The following is a 21374-nucleotide window of genomic DNA, read 5'->3' on the forward strand; positions in this document are numbered from 1 at the left end:
GCGGTCGGTCCGGCCGTGGTTCAGCGGCGGGTGCTGCCAGCGGCGATGTCGGCCGTCCGTCCGTCCGGGCGGGCGAGTGGGCGGGCGAGTGGGCGGGCGGGTGAGCGGGCGGGCAAGTCTCCCGGTTCTGATGCGTCCGGGCCGGGGGTTTCCGGCCCGGAGGCCCCCGGTCCGGAGGCGGCATCGGTGCGGACCAGCGCCGCGCTGGTCGGCAGTACGCCGCCGCTTGTTCCGACGCCCGCGCCCGAGGCACCGGGCGGGAGTCGTGGCGCGGCGGCGGACGCGGGGCAGAGGTCTGCGGTCGCCGCACCGACGGAGATGACGAAGTCTGCGCCTGTTGCCACGACGGCGTCGGCCATGGGGTCGGCGGGCGACGGCGGGATGGGAGGGCCGGTGCCGTCCCCTGCGGTGCGGCGTCCTACGGACGCGCGGCAGGGAGCGGCCGATCCCGGCCCGATTCCGTCGACGCCGCGTGGGCTCGGGACGCCTGTCTCGTCCGCCCTCCCCTCGACTCTCCCTGCCGCGCCCGCTTCGGGAGGTGCGCTGCCCGTGCAGCGTCGAACCGCGCGGCTGGGTACGCCGAGTGGGGGCGGCGAAGTGACCCTTGGTTCGCCCGGTGCGGGGCTCGGCTCTCCTTCCGTCCGGGGTTCGGGCGTGGGGACGTCGGCCGTCTCACCCACGGTGCCGGGGCCCGCAGCCCGCCGTTCCGGGGCTGCTCCGGCGGGTGCTCCGACGCCTCGGCGCCGTCCGTTGCTGGGCGCTCCGTTGGCTGCGCCGCCCGCGGGCTCGACCCCGCTCACCGGCAGGCCGACGGTGCAACGGACGGCAGCCTCCGCGGCTTCGGCCTCGCCTGCCACGCCGTCCGGACCACTGGCGGTCGCCGAACCGTCCGCACCGGCAGCGCCGTTGACCGCAGGAACCCCTGTGGGCAGGACTTCTTCGACGTCGGGCGGGTCCGTTCCGGCAGCGGTCGTGAGGGAGTCGGCGGCGTACGAGTCGGCGGGGACGCTGCCCGTGCAACGGTCGCGCTCGGCCGATGCGCCGGACGTCCCGCTGCTGGGCTCCCTGCGGCCGGTGACGGTCGTCGCTTCGGGCTCTTCCCGGACTGCCGGGGACGGGGTCGTGGCCCACGGAGCAGCGGTTCCCGGCCCGGACGGGCCCGAGCCGAGGCCGTCCGGCGGGACGTCGTCCACACCTCGTCAGCTGCCGTCTCCAGTACGCCCGTTGGCTCCGGCGCGAACGATGGTGCCGGACCGGTCGCTGGTGACGGCCGCGGCTCCGGTGGCGCCGAGCGGGTCGGGCGGGGCGGCGGCGGTGCCGCTGCGCGACACCATGACGGGCCCCGGGCCCGCGTCGGCGCAGGGGCTCGCCGGTCGCGCCGCTCCGGTGGGCACGTCCCGCGCGGTGTCGCCGACCGCGTCCCGCGTGGTGTCGCCGACCGGCCTGCCGGTACAGCGGCTGGCGGCTGCGTCCGGCTCTACCGCCGCGCGTGGTTCCGTGTCCTCGCTGTCTGGTTCATCGACGGCGTCAGGCTCCTCGGCCGCGTACGGATCGGGGCGCGGGCCCGGGGCGCGGCCCGGCGCGGTGTCCGCGTTCACCGGACCGTCGGCCGCGACCGCCAACGCCGCTGCTGCCGCCGAGTCGGTTCTCGCGGCGCTCGCCGCACCTGGCCCTCCGCCTGTCGGCCCTCCCACGCTTGCGTCCAGCCCCGGCCCCGGAGTTGGTCCAGGCGTCGGTGTCGGTGTCGGCCTTGGATCGGTGACCGGTTCGGGGGCGTACTCGGCCGCCGTGCCGCAGGACGGCGCTCCGGTGCGACGTGGGACCGACGGTGTGCGGTTCGCTCAGCCTCTCGTCCGGAGGGCCGAGCCGACGGGCCCGCAGACCCCTGGACCAGGTGGGGGCACGGGGGATCGCCGCCCGGAAGATCGGCCCAGCAGTGTGACGGGTGTCCTCCCCGTGCAGCGGTCGGTGTCGTCGGTGTCGTCGGTGTCGGCTGTCGGCGGCTCCGTGCCGTCGCCGGGGGCACCGCGCGGGTACGGGCGCGACGTGCCGGCGCCGGTGCCGCTGACGGCGGTGGCGCCCGCGCCGCCGATGGTGCTGCCGGTGCAGCGGATTCCCGCCACTCCGGCCGTGCCGGACCTGATCAGTGGGCTGGTCTCCCCGGTCCGCCGGGCGGAGCCGCAGCTGGCGCCTGTCGTGGCGTACCCGTACCGCAGCGGCGGCGGGGGCGCCGGCGGGGGTGGAACGGGCGGTGGTGGAACCGGCGGGAGCGGCGGGAACGGTGGCGGAGGCCAGTACGATCCGCCGCCGCCGTACAGCCAACACAGCCAACACAGCCAGTACGGCCCGTCGTCCGGGCACGTCGCTGGGCACCCGTCCGGGCATGCGTCAGGCCATGCCGTCGGGCACGGTTCCGGCCACGCCTCAGGGCAGGTGCCGGGGCAGGCCTCGCACCACGCCTCCGGGCAGGGGGGCGGGCGGGGGCCCGGCGACTCCGCCTCCGTCACCTCCCTCTTCGATCCCCGGAAGCTGAAGGACGCGCAGGTCGACGAGCTGACCCACAAGCTGATCGGGCCGCTGACCAGGATGCTCCGCACCGAGCTGCGGCTCGACCGCGAGCGGATCGGCAGGCTGCGTGACCCCCGCCGCTGAACACCCCTCCACCACCACCGAGCTGACGAACAAGCAGCACCCCGCACCGCCCCGAACCGTCCGCAGGAAGGCCGTGACCGATGCCACAGGAACTGGACCCCGGCTCCACCATCTTCTTCGACCTGACGATCGACAGCCAGGACCTGGGCCGCTTCAACACCTGTGAAGGGCTCGCCGCCTCGGTGGAGATCTACCAGCACCAGGAGGGGGGCAACAACGGCTTCGTGTGGCAGCTGCCGTCCCGGGTGACCTTCTCCAACATCACGCTGACCCGCCCGCTCACCCCCGAGACCGGGAAGGTCGGGATCTGGATCACCTCCATCACCACCGGCATCACCCGCCCCACCGCGCAGATCGCCGCGAAGCGGGCGGACGGTTCGGTGGTCGCCCGGTGGGGGCTGATCGAAGTGCTCCCGGTGAGCTGGAACGGGCCGTCGTTCAACCCGGCCACCCCGGCCGTGGCGCTGGAGACCCTGGTGCTCACCCACCACGGCTTCACCGACTGGGGGGCTGCGTAGATGTCGGGCAGCACCAGTGCCGGGAAGAGCCTGACGCGGGCCTCGCTGGCGATCCACGAACCGCCGATCGGCTACGGCACCACGCCGGGTTCGCTCATCGAGACCCTCCACTTCGACTACAACCCCTCCCAGTTGACGCTGAGCCGGCGCGCCGAGTGGAAGACCACCCCGAGCGCCGCGGTGCGGTCCGGCGCGGTCCCGGAGTTCATGGGGCCGGTGCCCCGCGACATGACGGTGGACCTGCTCCTGGACCGCTCCGCGACCCCGGACAGCCGCGACGTGCTCAAGAACGTCGAACTCCTGCTCTCCTGCTGCGAGACGACCGCCGCCAGCATCACCGCGAAGCAGCCCTCGCCCCCGTGGGTGGTCTTCGACTGGGGCGGCAACACCACGGTCGGCTTCACCGCCTACGTCAGCTCGGTGGAGGTGCAGCAGGTGCAGATCAGCTCCACCGGCCTGCCCACCCGCGCGCTCTGCCGGGTGCAGCTGAACGAGATCCCGAGCAAGACCGCCGGTCAGAACCCCACCTCCGGCGCGCTCACCGCCAAGCGGGTGCACCGGGTGGTCGCGGGCGACTCGCTGCCGTTCCTCGCCTGGCGCGAGTACGGGGACGCCACCGCGTGGCGGACCATCGCCGAGGCCAACGGCATCGACGACCCGGCGCAGCTGCACCCCGGCACCGAACTCATGCTCCCCGCCGCTGAAGAGGTCGGCGCCTGATGGGTCAGATCAGCTACTCCAACGTCTTCTACGCCACCTTCGACGGCCGGAAGCTGCCGGACGAGATCGCCCCGCTGCTGGTGTCGGGCTGGGTCGACTACGGCGCCGGCGTGCCCGGCTCGTTCCAGCTCGACTTCCGGGACCCGGACCGGCTGGTGCTCGGCAAGGTCGGCATCAGGTTCGGCACCAAGGTGGTGCTGGCCCCGGTCGCGGCCGGCCAGGGCGCGCAGTTCCCGCTGCTCACCGGGGAGGTCACCGGCCTGGAGAGCGACTACGACGGCACCGGCAGCTTCACCGTCGTGCGCGGCTACGACCTCGGCCACCGGATGCTGAGGCAGCGCCGGGTGGCGGCGTACCGGAACATGACCGCCTCCGACATCGCCCGCCAGCTGGCGGGCAAGGACAAGGTCCCGATCGGCAGCATCCACCGGACCACGACGGTCTACGAGTTCATCACCCAGGCCAATGTCACCGACTGGGACTTCCTGCGCCGCCTCGCCGACGAGAACGAGATGGTGATGTCGCTGAGCGCCCGGGGCACCTTCCAGTTCGTCAGGCGCGACCCCGCGTCCGGTGCGCCCGCGGCGAGTTCGATGACCGACAGCAGCCCGCAGGTGCTGGCCCGCGAGGACATCCGGCGCTGCCGGGCCGCCGTCACTTCCGCCGACCAGGTGGCCGAGGTCCGGGCCCGGGGCTGGGACGTGACGACCAAGAAGACCCTGGTCGGCCAGTCGCCCATGTCCGCCAACCCGGGCATCGCGATCGGCGTCGCCCCCGCCGCGGCGGTCGCCGCCTTCGGGACGGCCACGCTGGTCGAGACCGACACCCCCTACGACAAGCAGGGCGAGGTGAAGAACGCCGCCGCCGCCCTCGCCGACGACGTCACCGCAGCCTTCGCCGAGGTGGAGGTGACCGCCGCCGGAAACCCCAAGCTGCGGCCCGGCGTCCCGGTCTCGCTGGCCGGGGTGGGCGAACCCTTCGAGGGGAAGTACACGGTGACCGGCGCCCGGCACAGCTTCGGCCTCGGCGGTGGCGGCTACGAGACCTCACTGACCGTCAGCGGACGTCAGTGGCGCTCCCTGTTCGGGCTCGCCTCGGGCGGCGTCGGGGGCGTGCCCCGGCTGCCGAGCGTCGCCAACGCCCTGGTCACCGACATCAAGGACCCGCTCAAGCAGGGCCGGGTCAAGCTGCGGTTCCCCTGGCTGGACGACAGCTACGTCAGCGACTGGACCCGGACCGCGCAGTTCGGCGGGGTGAACGGCGGCGGCCTGATCGGCCCGGACGTGGACGACGAGGTGCTGGTGACGTTCGACCGGGGCGCCCTGGACCACCCGTTCGTCATCGGCGGCCTCTACAACGGCAAGGACAAGCCGGGCGACGTCGACGTCCAGCCCTACGACGGCACCAGCGGCCGGACGGTCCGGCGGACCCTCGCGGACCGCAGCGGCAACCGGCTGGACCTGCTGGACCAGCGCACCGGAGGCAGGCAGGGGGTGCGGCTCAGCACCGGCGACAACCGGCTGACCGTGAACCTGGACCGCTCCCGGACCGAGATCACCGTCGACAGCAAGGGCGCAGTGACCATCAGGGGCACCAGCAAGGTGTCGGTGGAGGCGGCGGACATCTCGCTGAAGGCGGGCGAGAAGCTCGCCCTGAGCAGCGGCGGCGACCTGTCGATCGAGGGGGAGATCATCACCGTCAAGGCCGGGGCGGTGCTCAGTATGAACGCGCTGAACGCGAGCCTGACCGGTGACGTCGACCTGGAGCTCTCCTCGGTCGCGAACCTGGACGTCAAGGGCGTCAACATCCAACTGGCCGGCATCATCAAGATGCTGGGAGAGGCGACCCTCGACGGGGCGCAGGTCATGGTGGTCCCCTGATGCCCGAGCAGTTCGTCGGCACCGGATGGGCGTTCCCGATGCGGATCAGCCCCACCGGCGGCATCGCCATGGTCAGCGGCGAGCGCGAGATCGAGGAGGCCATGCAGCTGGTGCTGGCCACCGCGCCGGGCGAGCGGCCGATGCGGCCTGAATTCGGCTGCGCCATCCACGACCTGGTCTTCGCCCCGGTCAACGAGGCCACCGCGGGCCGGATCCAGCACGAGGTCCGCGGCTGCCTGGACCGCTGGGAACCGCGGATCGAGGTCGAGGACGTCGAGGTGGCCGCCGGGGAGGAGCCGGGCGTGCTGTTCATCGACGTCCGCTACTCGATCCGGGGCACCAACAACCCGCGCAGCCTGGTCTTCCCGTTCTACGTCATCCCCTCCCACGACGAGCCGTCCCCGGATCCGGGACCGGCCACCGAAAGCGACCGCTGATGGCACTGCCCTCTCCCAACCTCGACGACCGCCGCTTCCAGCAGTTCGTCGACGACGCCAAGCGCTACATCCAGCAGCGTGCCCCGGAGTGGACCGACCACAACGTGTCGGACCCCGGGGTCACCCTGGTCGAGACGGTCGCGCACATGGCCGACCAGATCGTGTACCGGCTCAACCGGGTGCCCGAGAAGAACCACCTCGCCTTCCTTGACCTGATCGGGATCACCCTGTTCCCGCCCTCCGCCGCGCGCGCCGAGGTCACCTTCTGGCTGTCCGCGCCGCTGGGCGACGCCGTCCGGCTGCCGGTCGGCACCGAGGTCGCCACCTCGCGGACCGAGAGCGAGGAGGCGGTGGTCTTCGCCACCGAGCGCGAACTCACGGTGGTGCCGAGCGGGTTGGCGTACCTCGTGGCGCAGCTGAGCGGGCAGGCGGCGGTGGACCGGACCTCGGACCTGGCCGAGGGCAAGGACCTGCACTGCTTCGCCGAGTCGCCGCGGCCCGGGGACTGCCTGCTGTTCGGGCTCACCGCCGCCGTCCCGCACTGCGCGGTGGCGCTCACCCTCGACAGCCGGGTGGACGGCGTCGGCGTCGATCCCCGGCAGCCGCCGCTGGTCTGGGAGGCCTGGACCGAGGACGGCTGGACCCTGTGCGAGGTCGACCGGGACGGCACCGGCGGGCTGAACCGTCCGGGCGAGGTCGTGCTGCACGTCCCCGGCGGCCACGTGCTGTCCCGGACCGGGCGGCGCGAGGCCGGCTGGCTGCGCTGCCGGGTCACCGAGCCGCTGCCGGACCAGCCCTTCTACACCACCTCGCCGACCGTGCGCTCGGCCGAGGCGTTCACCATCGGCGGCACCACCGGCGCGGTCCACGCCGAGACGGTGCGGGACGAGGCGCTGGGGGAGTCCACCGGGCTGCCAGGACAGCGGCTGCGGCTGGCCCGGTTCCCGGTCGTCGGCGACACACCGCCGCTGCGGCTCCAGGTGGCCGAGGACGACGGCTGGACCGACTGGGACGCGATCCCGCACTTCGCCGCCTCCGGCCCCGGCGACCGCCACTTCACCCTCGACGCGGCCACCGGCGAACTGGCCTTCGGCCCCGCGGTCCGCGAACCCGACGGTAGCCTGCGCCAGTACGGCGCGGTGCCGGCCAAGGGCGCGGCCCTCCGCGCCCGCCGCTACCGCACCGGCGGGGGCAGGGCCGGGAACGTCGCGCGGGGCGCCATCCAGGTGCTGCGCAACTCCGTCCCCTACGTGGCCGACGTGGTCAACCGCGAGGCCGCCACCGGCGGGGTGGACGGCGAGACCGTCGCCGAGGCGAAGGACCGCGCCCCGATCACCCTGCGGGCCCAGGACCGCGCGGTGACCCTGCGCGACTACGAGGAGCTGGCCCGCCGGGCCGCGCCCGAGACCGCCCGGATCACCTGCCTCGAAGGCGACCCGGACGAGCACGGCGCCCACGCGGTGAGGGTCCTGGTCGTCCCGCAGGCGGTGCCGGACCCGGGCGGGCGGCTGCGCTTCGAGCAACTGGTCCCCGGCGACGCGCTGTTGGGGCGGATCACCCGCTACCTCGACGACCGCAGGCTGATCGGCACCCGGCTGGCCGTCGGCCCGCCGTACTACCAGGGCGTCACCGTCGTCGCGACCGTGCACGCCTTCCGCGGCGCCGACGCCGACCGGGTCAGGCGGCAGGCGCACGACGCCCTCTACCGGCACCTCGACCCGTTGACCGGGGGCAGCCACGGCACCGGCTGGCCCTTCGGCCGACCGGTGCAGTCCGGTGAGATCTTCGCGGTGCTGCAACGGGTGCCCGGGGTCGAGCTGGTCGACCAGGTGCTGCTGCACCCGGCCGACCCGCTCACCGGCAAGCGCGGCGACCCGACCGACCGGATCGACCTCCGGGCCCCGGCCCTGGTCTTCTCCTTCGACCACCGGGTCCGGGTCATCGGCGACCCGTCATGAGGGGGTCCGTCGACGGCCTGGGCACCTCCGCACCGCTGGGCCTGATGCTGCCCGCCGTCTTCGCCGACGACGACCTGGCGCAGCGCTTCGTCGCCGGGCTGGACGAGGTGCTCGCCCCGCTGCACCACGTCCTCGACTGCCTCGACTCCTACTTCACCCCCGCGTTGGCCCCGGTGGACTTCGTCCGCTGGCTCAGCGACTGGGTCGGTGCGGAGACCGACGGCACGGAGGACGAGGCGCTGCTGCGGGCGGCTGTCGCCGCCGCCGCGCACCTGCACCGCATCCGCGGCACCCGCCGCGGCCTGGCCGAGGCGGTGCGTCTCGCGTTCGGCGTGGAGCCGGAGATCACCGAGAGCGGCGGCGCGGCCTGGGACGCCCGGCCGCTCGGCCCGGTCCCCGGCGAGCGCCGTCCGCGCCTGCGGGTGACGCTGGCGCTGCCCGACCCGACCCCCCAGGACCGGCACCGGCTGGAGACCCTGGTGGCCGCCGCCCGACCCGCCCACATGCCGTACACGGTCCAGGTGACCGCAGCCGAGAGGACCATGACAGGTGACCAGCCAGACCGCTGACGCGGGCCGGGGACGGAACAAGGCGCCCGCGTGCGCCGAGTGCGGCACGCAGCCGAGCCCCGGGCAGTCCTTCTGTGACGGCTGCGGCGCGGTGCTCGGCTGGACCCCGAGCACGGGGGACGCCTACGGCGCGGACAACGCCTACGGCGCGGGTTCGGGCCACGGCGCGGGTGCGGGCGCAGGCCACGACGCGGGTGCGGGTGCGGACCGCGGTGCGGGCGCGGGGCACGATGCCGACGACGACACGCCGGTGCACGGCATCGCCGTCATCGATCCCGCCACCGGCTTCGTCGACCCGGACGCCGCTGCCACCGTGCCGACCCCCGCGGTGCCGCCGCCTTCCGCCGTGCCGCCGACCCCAACCACCTTGCCGCCGCCGCCCGTTGCCGCTGCACCGCCATACCCCGGCGTCATGCCGTCGCCGCCTGCCGCCGCGCCTGCCGCGCCTGCCGTGCCGCCCGCTGAAGCCCCTCCCGCCGCGCCGTGGGAACCCTTCGGGGGAGGCGCGTGGGGGCCCTCCGCCGAGGAGCGGGCCGAGGAGCGGGCCAGGGCGCTGCTGGTTCCGGTCACCGACCCGGAGCAAGCAGCGACGCCGTCCGTCGCCCCCGTGCTGCCGGGCCGTCCGGTCAGCTCGCGGCCACGGGTCCACGGCCCCCAGGAGCAGGGCGACGAGGACGGCGCCCGCTGCCCGTGGTGCGGCACCGGCAACCGGCCGGACCGCCACTTCTGCCGCCGCTGCGCCATGCCCATGGCCGGTCGTCCGGAGGATCCGGTCCGGCTGCCGTGGTGGCGCAGGCTGCCCGGCCTCGGTGTCCGGCGGGTGCCGTGGGCCGGGGAGCGGCCCAGGCTGCGCCGGGGGCTGAGCCGGGTCCTGGGCTGGCTGGCCGCCGCCGTGGCGCTCGCACTGCTGGTGACCGCCGCGTTCCAGATCGGTCCCGCGGTGCAGTCGGTGCGCGACCACTTCAGCAAGCGGGCCCCGGTCTCGCCGGACTCCTACCGGGCGTCCCGGTCCTTCGCCGGCCACGGCCCCGGGCTCGCCTTCGACAAGTTCAACAACACCTGGTGGGGGCCCGGCCTGAACCAGTCCGCCACCGGCGAGTGGATCGAGGCCGACTTCAGCCAGCCGGTCGACCTGCTCGACGTCGTGATCACCTCGGGCGAGTCGACCCTGCCGGGCGATCTGGCCAAGTCCGCCCTCCCGCACACCATCGAGGCCGTGGTCACCACGGCGGACGGGCGGACCCGGAACCGCCTGCTCACGCTGGACCAGGCCGGCGGCGGGCAGAGCCGCGCGCTCCGGTTCAGTGGCGTCAGCTCGGTCCGCTTCGTCCTGCAGTCGGCCTACGGGGCCTCGGCCGACAAGCAGGTGGCCGTCGCCGAGATCGAGTTCTTCGGGCCGTCCAGCGGCGGCGGCTCGTAGCGGCCGGGTCATGCGACGGCCGGGTCAGGGGTCGAGCGCGGTCGGGAGCTCGCTCCGGCGGCGTATCCCCAGTTTGCGGTAGGTGCTGGTCAGATGGGTCTCGACGGTGCGCCGGGCGAGGTGGTGCAGCTCGGCGATCTCGGCGTTGGTGCGGCCCGCGGCGGCCAGCCGGGCGATCCGGCGTTCGCTGTCGGTCAGCGCGCCGACGCCGGTGCCGCGGGCGGTCCTGGGCCGGGCGCCGCCCTCGCCGAGCGCCTGTTCGGCGCGGGCCAGCAGCCGTACCGCGCCCAGCCGTTCGGCCGTGGCCGCGGCCTCGCGGAGCAGGGTCCTGGCCTCTGTGCGCTGCCCGGCGGCGGTGAGCTGCCGTCCCCGGGAGATCAGCGCGGCGACCAGCTCGCGGTGGTGCGGGGTGCCGCGGAGGATCTCGACGGCCTGCGCGGTCAGCTCGTCCCCGCGCCGTCCGCCGCTCGCCCCGCCCAGCACGCGCAGGGCGCGGCCGAGCACACGGGGGGTGTTCCAGGCGGCGGCGAGCCGGTGCTCCTCCTCGGCCAGCGGCAGGGCGCGCTGCGGGAACCCGAGCGCCAGCAGGCACTCGGCGGCCGCCGAGCGCCACGGGGTGACCACCGGGCTCAGCACCTGCCGGACGGTCTGCCGCCGACCGCAGTCCAGGAAGTCGTCGAGGGCCCCCTTGAGGTCGCCCGAGGCGGCGCGCAGCACGCCCCTGGCGTACAGGAACCTGTTCAACTCCCAACTGTCGTGCGCGTCCTGGACGTCGACCTGCCCGGCGAGCCGCTCGGCGTCGGCGAGCCGGCCGGATTCGACCAGCGCGAGCAGGCTGTGCGCCCGGAGGTTGCTGGGGCCGTCGGCCGCGGCCCGGTCCGCCGGGACGCCGTCGCCCTCGGCGTCCGCCAGGACCGGGGTGAACCGGCCGCGCGCCACCTCGGTGTCCAACTGGACGTTGAGCAGCGCCCGGTGCATCGGATGCAGCGGCGAGAGCCGCTGCCCGGCCAGGCCGAGCCCGACCAGCCGGTCGGCGTCGTCGAGCGCGTCGGCCCACTGGGCGACGGCGGCGGCCGTGCCGATCAGGTACGGGGTCAGCACCGGGTCCTCCGGGGCGGCCAGCAGCGCCCGGATCCGCCGCATCGCCTGATCGGCCGTCAGCAGGCCGACCGTCACCTCATACCTGACCAGCAGCGACTGCTCGGCCGGGCCGAGCAGCGCGGGGGCTCGCGCGGCGGTGTCGAGCAGCCCGGCGTAGACCGTCCGCCGGACCTCCGGGTCGTGGTCGGAGAGCAGCGCGGACGCCATCCGGACGGTGCGGGTCAGCAGCGGTTCGTCGGCCAGCTCGCCGTCCAGGCCCAGGCTCTGGAGCAGGTCGAACGCGGCGTGCGTCTCGCCGCGCTGGGCCAGCGCGGAACTGAGCGCGACCGCGGCCTGCACCCGCTCCCGGGGCTGCTCGCGCAGCCGCAGCGCCTCGGTCAGCCGGGGTATCCCGGCGCTCCGCAGCGCGGTGAACTCCAACGCTCCGAGTTCGGTGAGGACTTCGGCCCTGCGGTCGCGGGCCATCGGCTCGTCCAGCGCGCGGCGCAGGTGGTCGACGGCGTCACCGGCCCGGCCGTCCCTGACCGCGGTGGCCGCCGCGTCCCGCAGGGCGTCCACCGCCCATTCCGTTCCGACCAGGGGCGTTTGCAGCAGGTGCCCGGCCACCGCCTCGGCGGTGTCCCCTCGGCGGTGCCGGAACGCGGCGGCCCGCTGGTGCGCCGCCTGCCGCTGCGGGCGGGGCCAGCCGTCCAGCACGGCGTCCCGGAGCAGCGGGTGCGCGAAGCGGACCCGGCCGGGGCCGGGTTCAGGTCCGGGTCCGGGGTCGGTGCCGGGGTCGTCGTGCGGGCCCCCGGGCCGGAGCAGCCCGAGCCGCTGCATCGCGGTGATCCAGCCCGACACCCTGGCCGGGTCGGCCCCGGCCACCCCGGCGAGCAGCTCGACGCCGTCCTCCTGGTCCGCCAGTTGGGCGAGGGCGCGGGCGACCGCGGCGGTCGCGGTCCCGGCGCTCTCCAGCCACCAGGCGACCGCGGCCGGGAAGGCGCCCGGGTAGAGGTCGGCGCAGCTGTCCGGGAACGCCGCCGCGGCGTGCCCGGCCCGGGTGGGGGAGCCCAGGTCGTCCAGCAGGGCCCGCAGCAGCAGCGGATTGCCCGCGCAGGCCCGGACGCACCCGTCCACCCAGGCGTCCGGGACGTGCGGGCCGAAGCGGTCGCGCAGCACGGACTCGGCGGCCGGGCGGCTCAGCGGGGCCAGCGTGTGGACCCGGACCAGGGTGGGCGAGAGGGCGTGGGCGAGCCCCGGCGCGGGCGGCGTGATGTCGTACTGGCTGCGCTCGGTGACCACGATCAGTACCGCTAATTCGTCCAGCCGCCGGGCCGCCTCGGTGAGCCAGCGCCGCGAGAGGTGGTCGGCGAGGTGGACGTCGTCGACGGCCAGCAGCAGCGGTGACTCGGCCGCGGCCGAGCGCAGCAGCCGCCAGTACCGGTCCAGGCCGTTCCGGTCGGCGTCCCCCGCTTCGGCACAACGGCCCAGCAGTTGGGCTGCGGTGGCGAAGCCGGTGCCGCTATCCTCGGCCGAACAGCGGGCCCGCAGCACCCGCATCCCGTGCGCCGCGCCGTCGGCCGCCACGGCCTCCAGCAGGGCGCTGCGCCCGATCCCGGTGGCGCCTCTCAGTACCGTCATCCGCCCCGATCCGGTCCTGGCCCGCCGGGCCTCGGCGGCCACCAGCGCCAGGACGTCCCGGCGCTCGCGGAGCGGACCGTCATCGTGGCGGGTGCTCGGCGTACCGGTCGGCGTCATCGGATCCTCCGATCTCGTGGTCGGTCTCGTGGTCGCCCACGATTGCGAACGGCGGGCCGATCACAGGAGAGTGGGACTGGGCGTGGTCACCATGGCCACGACAAACGGTTCTGGGGGTGCGGTCGTCCGTATGTCTTGTGGAGTGACGGCAGCGGTGAAGGCCATACCGGTCGCGGTGCACGCGCCGGACCCGGTCTCGCTCGCCGGGGTGAGGAGCCAGTTGCGTCATCAGTCGTCGATCGAGCTGGTCGAGGATGCGGGCGGTCGGGCGGGTGCGGTGGCGATCCTGGTGGCCGACGCGCTCGACGAGCCCACGTTGACGTCATTGCGCCGGTTGATCAGAAATGACGCCACCCGCGCCGTGCTGGTTGCGAGCACCATCCGGGAGGCGGACCTGCTCCAGGTGATCGAGTGCGGGGTCGGCGCCATCGTCTGGCGGCGCGAGGCCACCGGGCACCGGCTCCAGCAGGCGGTGGTGGCGGTCTCCCGGGGCGAGGGGGACCTCCCGGCGGACCTGCTGGGGCGGCTGATCACCCAGGTCGGGACCATGCAGCGGGGTGCGGTGCAGCGCGGCGCCGCCGGTGCGTCCGACGCACCTGTGCACGGCCTGGCGCCGCGTGAGGTCGATGTGCTCCGGCTGGTCGCCGAGGGAATGGATACCGGGGAAATCGCCAGCAAGCTCTCGTACTCCGAACGCACCGTCAAGAACGTGATGCACGGCCTCACCACGCGGCTGCAGCTCCGCAACCGGGCACACGCCGTGGCCTATGCCCTTCGGGAAGGCTACATCTGACGGTTCGGACCCGTACCGAGGGCCCCCGGGGCAACCGGGGCTGCCCCGGCGGCGTCCCCGGCGCACCTGGCCGGGTCGGCCGCCCGACGGGCAGGCTTTCCCACGGGTGTGCCGCGCCGAGCGGCGGGTCCGGCGACGGCGGGGGGCACGGCGGTGATCCACGAGGTGGACGAGGTTCTCAAGGGCCTGCTGACCGGCGGTGCGCTGGCCGGGACCGGGGTCGAGATCGCGTTCGAGGCGCCGACCCGCGACTGGGCCGCCCGGCGCAACTCGCCCACCATCGACGCCTACCTGTACGACATCCGCGAGGACGTCAAGCGGCGGGAGAGCGGGGCGACGCCGGTCAGGGACGAGCGCGGAGCGGTGCTGCGGCTGCGTCGGCCGCCACGCTGGTTCCGGCTCTCGTACCTGGTCACCGCCTGGACCAAGCGGCCCCAGGACGAGCACCGGATGCTCGCCGCGGTGCTCGCCACGCTGGTGCCGCACGAACTGCTGCTGCCGGAGCAGCTGACCGGGTCGCTGGCCGCGCTCGGCCTCACCGTGCCGCTCGCGGTCGCCGGGACGGTGGAGGGCCGCTCCAGCGCCGATGTCTGGTCGGCGCTCGGCGGTGAACTCAAGCCGTCCATCGACGTCGTGGTCACCGTGCCGATCCCGTCCTTCCCGGAGTACGACGCCGGGCCCCCGGTCGAGGAGTTCGCGGTACGGGTCCGCGCGACGGACGGCACGCTGGACGGTTCGCCCGAGCGGCACCGCCCGCGGCGCCCGGCCGGTGCGGTCACCGGGGCGGGAGCGGCAGGAGCGGCGGGGTCGGCAGGAGCGGCGGGGTCGGCGGGGTCCGCTGCGGGGCCGGTGGCGGGGCCCGAGTGAACGCGTCCGATCCGCTGCTCGACCGGCTGTCCCGGCTGCGCGCCCGGGTGGCGCGGTCGGTCGAACTGCGCAGCGCCGACGATCCCACGGCCGAGGACCCGCTGCGCGGCCTGTACCTGACCGAAGAGGCGGTCCGACACCTGCTGCGGCCCGCGGCCGACACCGCCGACCGCGAGGTTGCCGGGTACGGCGACGCTCCCCCCGACCGCGAGGTTGCCGGGTACGCCGACGACCCCGGCCCGAGTGGCGGCGACCCGCTGCACCGGCTCGCCGTCCGGCTCGGCCTGACCGCGCTGGACAGTGAACTGCTGCTGCTTGCGCTCGCCCCGGACCTCGACCGCAGCTTCGAGCCGCTCTACGGCTACCTCAACGACGACGTCAGCCGCCGCCGGGCGACCACCGGCCTCGCCCTGGAGCTCTGCGGCCTGCCCGCCCACTCCGCCGCCGGACGGGCCCGGCTGCACCCGTCCGCGCCGCTGCTCGCGCTGGGCCTGCTCCGGCTGGAGGAGCCCGAACGGCCCTTCCTCAGCCGTTCGTTGCGGGTCCCGGAACGGGTCGCCGCCCATCTGCTCGGCGACGACACGCAGGACCCCGCACTCGACGGATTCGCCCGGCCGCTGCCGGCGGCGGACGACCGACTGCCGTTCGACGCGCTGACGCAGCGGCTGGCCAAGCGCCTGTCGGCCGGTCCGCTCACTGTCTACCTGCGCCAACTCCGGGAGGGCGACGGGCTCGCCTGCGCCGTGGCCGCCCTGGGCGCGGCTGGTCTTGAGGCGTTGCGGTTCACCCCCGGGCCGACCGGGTCCGCCGCCCGACCCGCGCACTCCGGCGACACCGGCCGTGGCGACCACGAGCCGGACCACGAGACCGGCCACGACCACGAACTGGTCCCGGAACTGCTCCGCGAGGCGCGGCTGCGCGGCTGCGCCCTGGTGGTGTCCCCACTGCCGGAGCGTCCGGGGCGGCTGGTGCGGGCGCTCGCGGCGGCCGACGTGCCCGTGCTGCTGGTCGGCTCCCACCCGTACGACCCGGACTGGTGCGACGGTCGCCGCGACCCGCTCGTGCTGGACGCGCCCCGGCAGCGCTCGGGCGATCTCGACACCTGGTCGGCCGCGATCGGGGAGGTCGGGTCGGTCGAGTCGGCCGGGGTCGGAGCGGCCGGGGTCGGGGCGGTCGGGGAGATCGGGTTCGACCTGGCGCCGGTGGTGGCGCCCTACCGGCTGGGCGGCGAGCGCATCCGGCGCGCGGTCCTGGCCGCGCGGGAGTTGGCGGCGTTCGAGGGCAGCCCGCTCTCCGGGGCGCACCTGCGGCTGGCCGCCCGTCAGCAGTCCGCGTCCGGGCTGGAACAGCACGCCCGCCGGATCAGGCCCGCCGTGAGCTGGGACGATCTCGTGCTGCCGGACGGGCCGCTGGCCCAGCTGCGCGAGCTGGCGCTGCGGGCCCGGCACCGCGACCAGGTGCTGGGCGACTGGCGGTTGAGCGCGGGCGGCGGCCGGGGCCGGGGCGTGCTGGCGCTGTTCGCGGGTGAGTCCGGCACCGGCAAGACGCTGTCCGCCGAGGTGGTCGCCGCCGAACTCGGCCTCGACCTCTACGTCGTCCAGCTCTCCTCCATCGTCGACAAGTACGTCGGCGAGACCGAGAAGAACCTGGAGCGGATCTTCACCGAGGCCGACCGCACCGACGCCGTCCTGCTGTTCGACGAGGCCGACGCCGTCTTCGGCAGGCGCTCGGAGGTCAAGGACGCACACGACCGCTACGCCAACCTGGAGAGCGCCTACCTGCTGCAACGGTTGGAGTCCTTCGACGGCATCGCCCTGCTGACGACCAATCTGCGGGCCAACATCGACGACGCCTTCACCCGGCGGCTCGACCTGGTGGTGGACTTCCCGTTCCCGGACGCCGCCCAGCGGTTGGCGCTGTGGCGGCACAGCCTGGCCTCGGTGCCCTGCGCGCCCGACCTCGACCCGGGGCCGTGCGCACGGGACTTCGAACTGGCCGGGGGCTCCATCCGCAGTGCCGTCGTCACCGCCGCCTACGCGGTCGCCGGCCGGGGCGGCGGCGTCACCACAGCGGACCTGCTGGCCGGCGCCCAACGCGAGTACCGCAAGGCCGGACGGCTGGTGCTGGACGACGGCGGCTGGTGACCACGGCGGCCGGTGCCGGGCCGGGGCGGCTGGTGACCAGGACGCCGGGCCAGGCGCCCCAGCCCTCGCTCACACCGTGAACTGGACGGCTTCGAGCTGGATCCCCTGCTTCCCGAGGGTGATCCAGCTGCGGGGACCGCCGGGGTCGTCGCAGGTCTGGGTCTGCCAGTGCTGGCCCAGGATGTAGCCGTTGCCGCAGACGACGCCCACGGCCGTGCTCACCACGACCTGCTCCAAGCGGATCGCCGAACCGGGGGTGCCGACGGTGATGTCGGTCTCCGCGGGCGCGGCCTTCCAGGCGGGCAGGTACTTCTCGGTCGACAGCCAGGCGGTGGCCGCGTCGCCGCCGTCGATACCGGACACGGCGATGTTGAGGGCCTCGATGGCGCGGCTCTGGTTCTCCGTGCCCGCCACCCCGCCGTCGCACACCGTGTGCTGCCAGCCCAGGTCCGCCACATAGGCCCGGTAGCAGATGTGGCGGCCCGGGGTGATCGCGGCAGCTCGCTTGACCGCGTTCGCCGCGGTGTCCGGGATCTTCGGCTTCGCACTGGGCTTGGTCGTCGCCCCGCCGCCTCCGCCCGCGGTCTGGGTCGGGGACGGCGGGGCGGACGGCGTCACCGTCGCCGCCGGGGTGGGCGGGGCGGCCGGGGTGGGAAGGGCGGTGGCGACGGGTTGTTGGACCTCCGCCGTGGCCTGGCTGGTGACCGGGGCCGCCGCGGTGAACCAGAGGGCGACGAAGGCGAGGGCGAGGGTGCAGAGCAGGGTGAGCAGGGTGGCGAGCCAGCGGGGCAGGAACCCGCGTTGGATGTAGCTGCCCTCGACGTCGAGCGGTGCGCTGCCGGAGCGGCGTACCGCGAGACGGTAGGGCCGCTGCTGCTTGTGGCCGAACCAGATGAGCCGACGGGGCCTCAGACTGGCCTGGACGAAGGCGGCGCGGCCGGGTTCGATCCGGACGTTGGCCGGGTGGAGGTCGTAGGAGAGCTGGTCACCGTTGTCGTTGCCGGTGACCGAGACGGTGAGCGCGGTGTTGCCGAAGTTGTCGATGGCGAGTCTGGGGCGTCCTCGGAACCGGCCCTTGACGGTGTGCGGGACGAGCTCGGCGCGCATCTCGGTGAACGGCGTGATGGTGAGGTTGCCCTCGGGGACCACCGTCGACTCGGGGTACTCGGTCGGGATGATCTGAACCGCGTAGGGGTTCGGTCCGGCCGTGGCGTCGGGGGTGCGCGGTGGCGCGAAGGTGAGGTGGACGGTTCCGGTGGTCCCCGGGTAGAGCCGGAGGCTCGGCGGCTCGACGGTGACATAGGGCGCGATCTCGCCGACGGGCACGAATCGGTACTCGTCCACCACGTCCGCGGTGTTGCGCAGCCGCAGTCGGACGGTGGCGGTACCGCCCGCATCCACGGTGGTCGACGCCGGCTCAAGGGAAGTCCAAAGGCTCACCCCACGACGCTATCCGCGGAGTCGGCGTCCGGTCAGAGGCCTGGGGACACACTCGGCGTCCCGCACAGGCGGACCGCACTGCCCGCAGGCACAGCGAGCCGTGCCCTCGATTCCCTTCCGGCCGCTCCGCCGGTCGCGTACGCGGCCCGACGCCGCGTCAGTCCAGCTCCTCGGAGGACTCGGACGGACTGCTCTGGGAGAGGTTCGCGCGGGCCATCCGGTCGGCCCTCTCGTCCGCGTCGCCGCCGCCGGGGATGAGCGCGCCGGCGGGGCCGCCCGCGAGGGAGCGCATGCGGTCACGCCTGCCCTCCAACCGGGCCTCCTGCTGGCTGGTGATGCCCTCGGCGGCGCCGTGCGGGGTCGCCACGAACGCGCCGAGCAGCCCGTACGCGGTGAGCCAGTTCCGGGGGATCTCCTTGCCGGTCATGGCCTTCCACACCTCGCCCGCGAAGGTCGTGCAGTTGTGCTGGGTGAGGTTGTAGGCGGCCTGGGCCCGGTCATGGGTGACCTGGTAGCCGTTGACGATCTGCCGCAGGGAGACGGTCTTCGACTCGTGGTGGGTGGAATGGCCGTAGCGGTCGGGGCACATGACGCCGCCGCGCACATCGCCGAACGCCTGGACGTCTTCCGTCGGGTAGAAGCCGAAGGAGACCTGCTGCCCCCGCGATCCGGTGACCTCGATCCAGGCGTGGCCCACGTTGCCGGTCCTGGGGTCGTGGTCGCCCCCGTCCACCATGAGTGTGACCTTCAGCTTCTTCTTGAGCCCGCCCTGGCGCAGCTCCTGGGTGAGCAGGTCGCGCAGCGGTACCAGCAGCCGGTTCTCCGGCAGTTCCGGAAGCCGCTCCTCGGCCGGGGCCGCCGCTGCTTCCTCGGCCGGCCCCGCCTTCTCCCGCTCCGGTGACTCGGACTCGTGCTCGGACCGGGACTCTGACTCGGAGTCCGGTTGCCGTATCCGCCGGATCCGGCCGAACGCCGGGGGAGCCGCCGCCAGCCGTTCGGTCAGTTCGACCAGGTCCGGGCCGCCGGCCAGCTCCTGGTCGATCCGCTCATGGAGCTGCCTCCGCTCCGGAGAGCTGTCGGTGTCCCGGCCGTGCTCCGATTCGGAGGCCGAGGCGTCTGCCTCGTACTCCCCACTGCCGCGGCGGCCCCGCGGCGGGCTCTCCATGCGCTGCACGGCTTGGCTGTGGCCGTGCTCGTGCCGCGAACGCTGGATCGCTCGCGTCACCGCCGCGTTCCCGGCCGCCTGTTGCAGCGCCAGCAGGGGTGGCAGCGCGGCGGCGGACGGCGGGGAGGAGGGGCGCCCGGCCCTGCCCGTGTTCCCGTGGGCGGACGAGGGGGTGCGTTCTTCGGCGCGCATACCGGCTTTCTACCCGAGGCCGCGGGAACGCCGGAAGGGACTCCCGGGCAGAACCCGCACCGGGCAAGGACCGGACGAGCAAGGCGGACTGCCCTTACGGGGCACGGGCCCTGCGGGGGCGTGGGGGCGCCGGAGAGAAGATCTTGAAGTCCGTGCGATGAGTTCCGCGAGGGGCGCCGGTATGTACTCACGGGCCCCTCCGGGCCCGGTCCGATCCGATGGCAGGAGAGAAGAACGATGTCCGACAACCGCGCGAACGACACGGCCGCGATCACGGCCGTCCTTGACGGCGTCTACCAGGCGTGGGACCGGTACGACGCCGATGCCTTCGTCGCCGACTACACCGAGGAGGCCACGGCGATCCTGCCCGGCTCCTACCGCGCGTCCCGTGAGGAGATCCGGCAGAGCATGGCGGCCGGGTTCGCCTCCTACCTGAAGGGCAGCACGACGACCAACCGGCAGCTGGGGATCCGGTTCCTGGGCCGCGACGGTGCGATCGTGGTGAGCGAGACCGGCGTCCTCTTCCCCGGCGAGTCCGAGGCCCCCGCCGAGCGGATCGCCTACGCGACCTGGGTGCTGGAGAAGCGGGACGGTGCCTGGCTGGTGGCCGGCTACCACAACAGCCCGGCCGGGACTGCTGGCTGATCCTCGGTCAGTTTTGCCGGTCTGTCTGCTGGTCTGCCCGTCCGCCCGTCCGCGCCTGTCGGGCGGGCGGATCAGCCGTTGAGCTTCTGCGCCAAGGCGAAGGCGGCGAACACGTCGGCGTCCTGGAAGACCGAGACGCGGCTGATGCCGCCGCTCGTGACCGTGAACACCTGCAGGGTGTGCAGCTCGAACCCGCCGCCGTCGCCGCGCCGGTAGGCGGCGAAGCCGACCTGCCCGTTGGCCCGCACCGGCAGCAGCCGCCAGTCGGTGCCGGCCTTGTCGAACACCCAGCCCATGAAGCTCGCGTAGTTCTCCCGACCGGTGAACCAGTTGACCATGGGCGGCATCTCCATGAGCACGTCCTCGGTCACCAGGTGCAGCAGCCCCGGGATGTCCGCCCGGACGAAGGCCGCCGTATAGCGGTCCACCCAGGACCGCTGCTCCGCGTCGGACGGCTCGGCGACCTGCTCCTGCGGCACCCCCGCGGCCCGGACCCGGGCGCGGGCCCGTTGCAGCGAGCTGTTCACGGACGCGACCGAGGTCTCCAGGACGTCCGCCGCGTCCGCCGCCGGGTAGTCGAGCACGTCGCGCAGGATCAGTACGGCGCGCTCCCTCGGGGAAAGCAGTTGCAGCGCCGCGACGAAGGCCAGCCGCAGGCTGCCCCGGTCGATCGCCGCGGCAGCCGGGTCCCCCGGGCTGAGCAGGCTGTCCGGGAGCGGTTGCAGCCAGGTCGCCTCCCCGCCGTGGACCAGCGGGCTCAGCGGCTCGCTCGCGGTGACCAGCCCCGAGGGCATGGGGCGGCGGGCCAGCCCGTCCAGCGCGGTCAGACAGGCGTTGGTGGCGATCCGGTACAGCCAGGTGCGCAGGGAGGCACGTGCCGGGTCATAGCGGTCCCGCGCGCGCCAGGCCCGGAGGTACGTCTCCTGGACGAGCTCCTCGGCGTCGTGGACCGAGCCGAGCATCCGGTAGCAGTGCGCCAGCAGCTCCGGCCGGTACCGCCGCAGCGAGCCCTCGAAGTCCGCGGTCGACGTCATCCCCGCGCTGCCGCCCTTCCGTGCTGCCCTGCCCGCGTTGGCCTGCCCGTGCTGCCCTGCCCGCCTTGGCCTGCCCGCGTTGCCAGGCCCGGCCTTCACGGT

Annotated in this window: 17 protein-coding genes; 12 read left to right on the top strand and 5 right to left on the bottom strand. The window is 74.4% G+C overall.

What is annotated here, in order from left to right:
* Positions 1 to 1199: 1199 nt before the first annotated feature.
* Positions 1200 to 1622 carry a hypothetical protein gene (locus ACEZDE_RS16440; RefSeq protein ID WP_380537008.1) on the bottom strand — a complete coding sequence of 141 codons (423 nt, stop codon included), beginning with the start codon at positions 1620 to 1622 and terminating at the stop codon, positions 1200 to 1202.
* A 424-nt stretch (positions 1623 to 2046) separates the two neighbouring features.
* On the opposite strand from ACEZDE_RS16440, the gene ACEZDE_RS16445 reads away from it, so the two are divergent.
* The 8 genes from ACEZDE_RS16445 to ACEZDE_RS16480 all read left to right on the top strand — a co-directional run bounded on the left by ACEZDE_RS16445 (position 2047) and on the right by ACEZDE_RS16480 (position 10154).
* A complete protein-coding gene (locus tag ACEZDE_RS16445) occupies positions 2047 to 2652 on the top strand; it encodes a hypothetical protein (RefSeq protein ID WP_380537009.1) in 606 nt (201 codons plus the stop codon).
* Positions 2653 to 2732: 80 nt separating this feature from the next.
* Entirely contained in the window at positions 2733 to 3170 is a 438-nt protein-coding gene (locus ACEZDE_RS16450; RefSeq protein WP_380537010.1) for a phage tail protein, read from the top strand.
* Positions 3171 to 3890, top strand: a complete 720-nt coding sequence (locus tag ACEZDE_RS16455; RefSeq protein ID WP_380537011.1) for a CIS tube protein — start codon at positions 3171 to 3173, stop codon at positions 3888 to 3890.
* Positions 3890 to 5770: a VgrG-related protein gene (locus ACEZDE_RS16460; protein ID WP_380537012.1), complete on the top strand. Its 1881-nt coding sequence runs from the start codon at positions 3890 to 3892 to the stop codon at positions 5768 to 5770. Before ACEZDE_RS16455 ends, ACEZDE_RS16460 begins: the two co-directional genes overlap by 1 nt.
* Complete coding sequence (locus ACEZDE_RS16465) at positions 5770 to 6207, top strand: GPW/gp25 family protein (RefSeq protein WP_380537013.1); 438 nt, start codon at positions 5770 to 5772, stop codon at positions 6205 to 6207. Before ACEZDE_RS16460 ends, ACEZDE_RS16465 begins: the two co-directional genes overlap by 1 nt.
* Positions 6207 to 8165 carry a putative baseplate assembly protein gene (locus tag ACEZDE_RS16470; RefSeq protein WP_380537014.1) on the top strand — a complete coding sequence of 653 codons (1959 nt, stop codon included), beginning with the start codon at positions 6207 to 6209 and terminating at the stop codon, positions 8163 to 8165. Before ACEZDE_RS16465 ends, ACEZDE_RS16470 begins: the two co-directional genes overlap by 1 nt.
* Positions 8162 to 8734, top strand: a complete 573-nt coding sequence (locus tag ACEZDE_RS16475; protein WP_380537015.1) for a phage tail protein — start codon at positions 8162 to 8164, stop codon at positions 8732 to 8734. The genes ACEZDE_RS16470 and ACEZDE_RS16475 overlap by 4 nt, the downstream gene beginning before the upstream one ends.
* Entirely contained in the window at positions 8715 to 10154 is a 1440-nt protein-coding gene (locus tag ACEZDE_RS16480) for an NADase-type glycan-binding domain-containing protein (RefSeq protein ID WP_380537016.1), read from the top strand. The genes ACEZDE_RS16475 and ACEZDE_RS16480 overlap by 20 nt, the downstream gene beginning before the upstream one ends.
* A 24-nt stretch (positions 10155 to 10178) precedes the next feature.
* Here ACEZDE_RS16480 and ACEZDE_RS16485 read toward each other — a convergent pair whose 3' ends face one another.
* The gene (locus ACEZDE_RS16485; protein ID WP_380537017.1) at positions 10179 to 12992 is read right to left on the bottom strand and encodes a helix-turn-helix transcriptional regulator; all 2814 of its coding nucleotides are present in this window, start codon (positions 12990 to 12992) and stop codon (positions 10179 to 10181) included.
* Between the two features lie 130 nt (positions 12993 to 13122).
* On the opposite strand from ACEZDE_RS16485, the gene ACEZDE_RS16490 reads away from it, so the two are divergent.
* The 3 genes from ACEZDE_RS16490 to ACEZDE_RS16500 all read left to right on the top strand — a co-directional run bounded on the left by ACEZDE_RS16490 (position 13123) and on the right by ACEZDE_RS16500 (position 16796).
* Positions 13123 to 13785, top strand: a complete 663-nt coding sequence (locus ACEZDE_RS16490) for a helix-turn-helix transcriptional regulator (protein WP_380537141.1) — start codon at positions 13123 to 13125, stop codon at positions 13783 to 13785.
* Between the two features lie 153 nt (positions 13786 to 13938).
* Entirely contained in the window at positions 13939 to 14652 is a 714-nt protein-coding gene (locus tag ACEZDE_RS16495; RefSeq protein WP_380537018.1) for a DUF4255 domain-containing protein, read from the top strand.
* Positions 14649 to 16796 (top strand): ATP-binding protein, encoded by a 2148-nt coding sequence (locus ACEZDE_RS16500; protein ID WP_380537019.1) that lies wholly within the window; start codon positions 14649 to 14651, stop codon positions 16794 to 16796. Before ACEZDE_RS16495 ends, ACEZDE_RS16500 begins: the two co-directional genes overlap by 4 nt.
* Before the next feature lie 69 nt (positions 16797 to 16865).
* Here the strand turns inward: ACEZDE_RS16500 and ACEZDE_RS16505 are convergent, their stop codons facing one another.
* Positions 16866 to 18236 carry a hydrolase gene (locus ACEZDE_RS16505; protein ID WP_380537020.1) on the bottom strand — a complete coding sequence of 457 codons (1371 nt, stop codon included), beginning with the start codon at positions 18234 to 18236 and terminating at the stop codon, positions 16866 to 16868.
* A 157-nt stretch (positions 18237 to 18393) separates the two neighbouring features.
* On the bottom strand, positions 18394 to 19593 hold the full coding sequence (locus ACEZDE_RS16510; protein ID WP_380537021.1) for a hypothetical protein: 1200 nt from the start codon (positions 19591 to 19593) through the stop codon (positions 18394 to 18396).
* A 237-nt stretch (positions 19594 to 19830) separates the two neighbouring features.
* Between ACEZDE_RS16510 and ACEZDE_RS16515 the strand changes: the two genes are divergently transcribed.
* Positions 19831 to 20238: an SgcJ/EcaC family oxidoreductase gene (locus ACEZDE_RS16515; RefSeq protein ID WP_380537022.1), complete on the top strand. Its 408-nt coding sequence runs from the start codon at positions 19831 to 19833 to the stop codon at positions 20236 to 20238.
* A 71-nt stretch (positions 20239 to 20309) separates the two neighbouring features.
* Here the strand turns inward: ACEZDE_RS16515 and ACEZDE_RS16520 are convergent, their stop codons facing one another.
* Complete coding sequence (locus tag ACEZDE_RS16520; protein ID WP_380537023.1) at positions 20310 to 21371, bottom strand: RNA polymerase subunit sigma-70; 1062 nt, start codon at positions 21369 to 21371, stop codon at positions 20310 to 20312.
* Positions 21372 to 21374: the final 3 nt, after the last annotated feature.

It is taken from the genome of Streptacidiphilus cavernicola, assembly GCF_042510955.1.
Classification (GTDB): Bacteria; Actinomycetota; Actinomycetes; order Streptomycetales; family Streptomycetaceae; genus Streptacidiphilus; species Streptacidiphilus cavernicola.

Bases quoted from the DNA above. Each gene is read 5' to 3' on its own strand.
- ACEZDE_RS16455 (WP_380537011.1), top strand. From the start codon at position 3,171: ATGTCGGGCAGCACCAGTGCCGGGAAGAGCCTGACGCGGGCCTCGCTG.
- ACEZDE_RS16475 (WP_380537015.1), top strand. From the start codon at position 8,162: ATGAGGGGGTCCGTCGACGGCCTGGGCACCTCCGCACCGCTGGGCCTG.
- ACEZDE_RS16465 (WP_380537013.1), top strand. From the start codon at position 5,770: ATGCCCGAGCAGTTCGTCGGCACCGGATGGGCGTTCCCGATGCGGATC.
- ACEZDE_RS16450 (WP_380537010.1), top strand. From the start codon at position 2,733: ATGCCACAGGAACTGGACCCCGGCTCCACCATCTTCTTCGACCTGACG.
- ACEZDE_RS16515 (WP_380537022.1), top strand. From the start codon at position 19,831: ATGTCCGACAACCGCGCGAACGACACGGCCGCGATCACGGCCGTCCTT.
- ACEZDE_RS16485 (WP_380537017.1), bottom strand. From the start codon at position 12,992: ATGACGCCGACCGGTACGCCGAGCACCCGCCACGATGACGGTCCGCTC.
- ACEZDE_RS16470 (WP_380537014.1), top strand. From the start codon at position 6,207: ATGGCACTGCCCTCTCCCAACCTCGACGACCGCCGCTTCCAGCAGTTC.
- ACEZDE_RS16510 (WP_380537021.1), bottom strand. From the start codon at position 19,593: ATGCGCGCCGAAGAACGCACCCCCTCGTCCGCCCACGGGAACACGGGC.
- ACEZDE_RS16460 (WP_380537012.1), top strand. From the start codon at position 3,890: ATGGGTCAGATCAGCTACTCCAACGTCTTCTACGCCACCTTCGACGGC.
- ACEZDE_RS16490 (WP_380537141.1), top strand. From the start codon at position 13,123: ATGTCTTGTGGAGTGACGGCAGCGGTGAAGGCCATACCGGTCGCGGTG.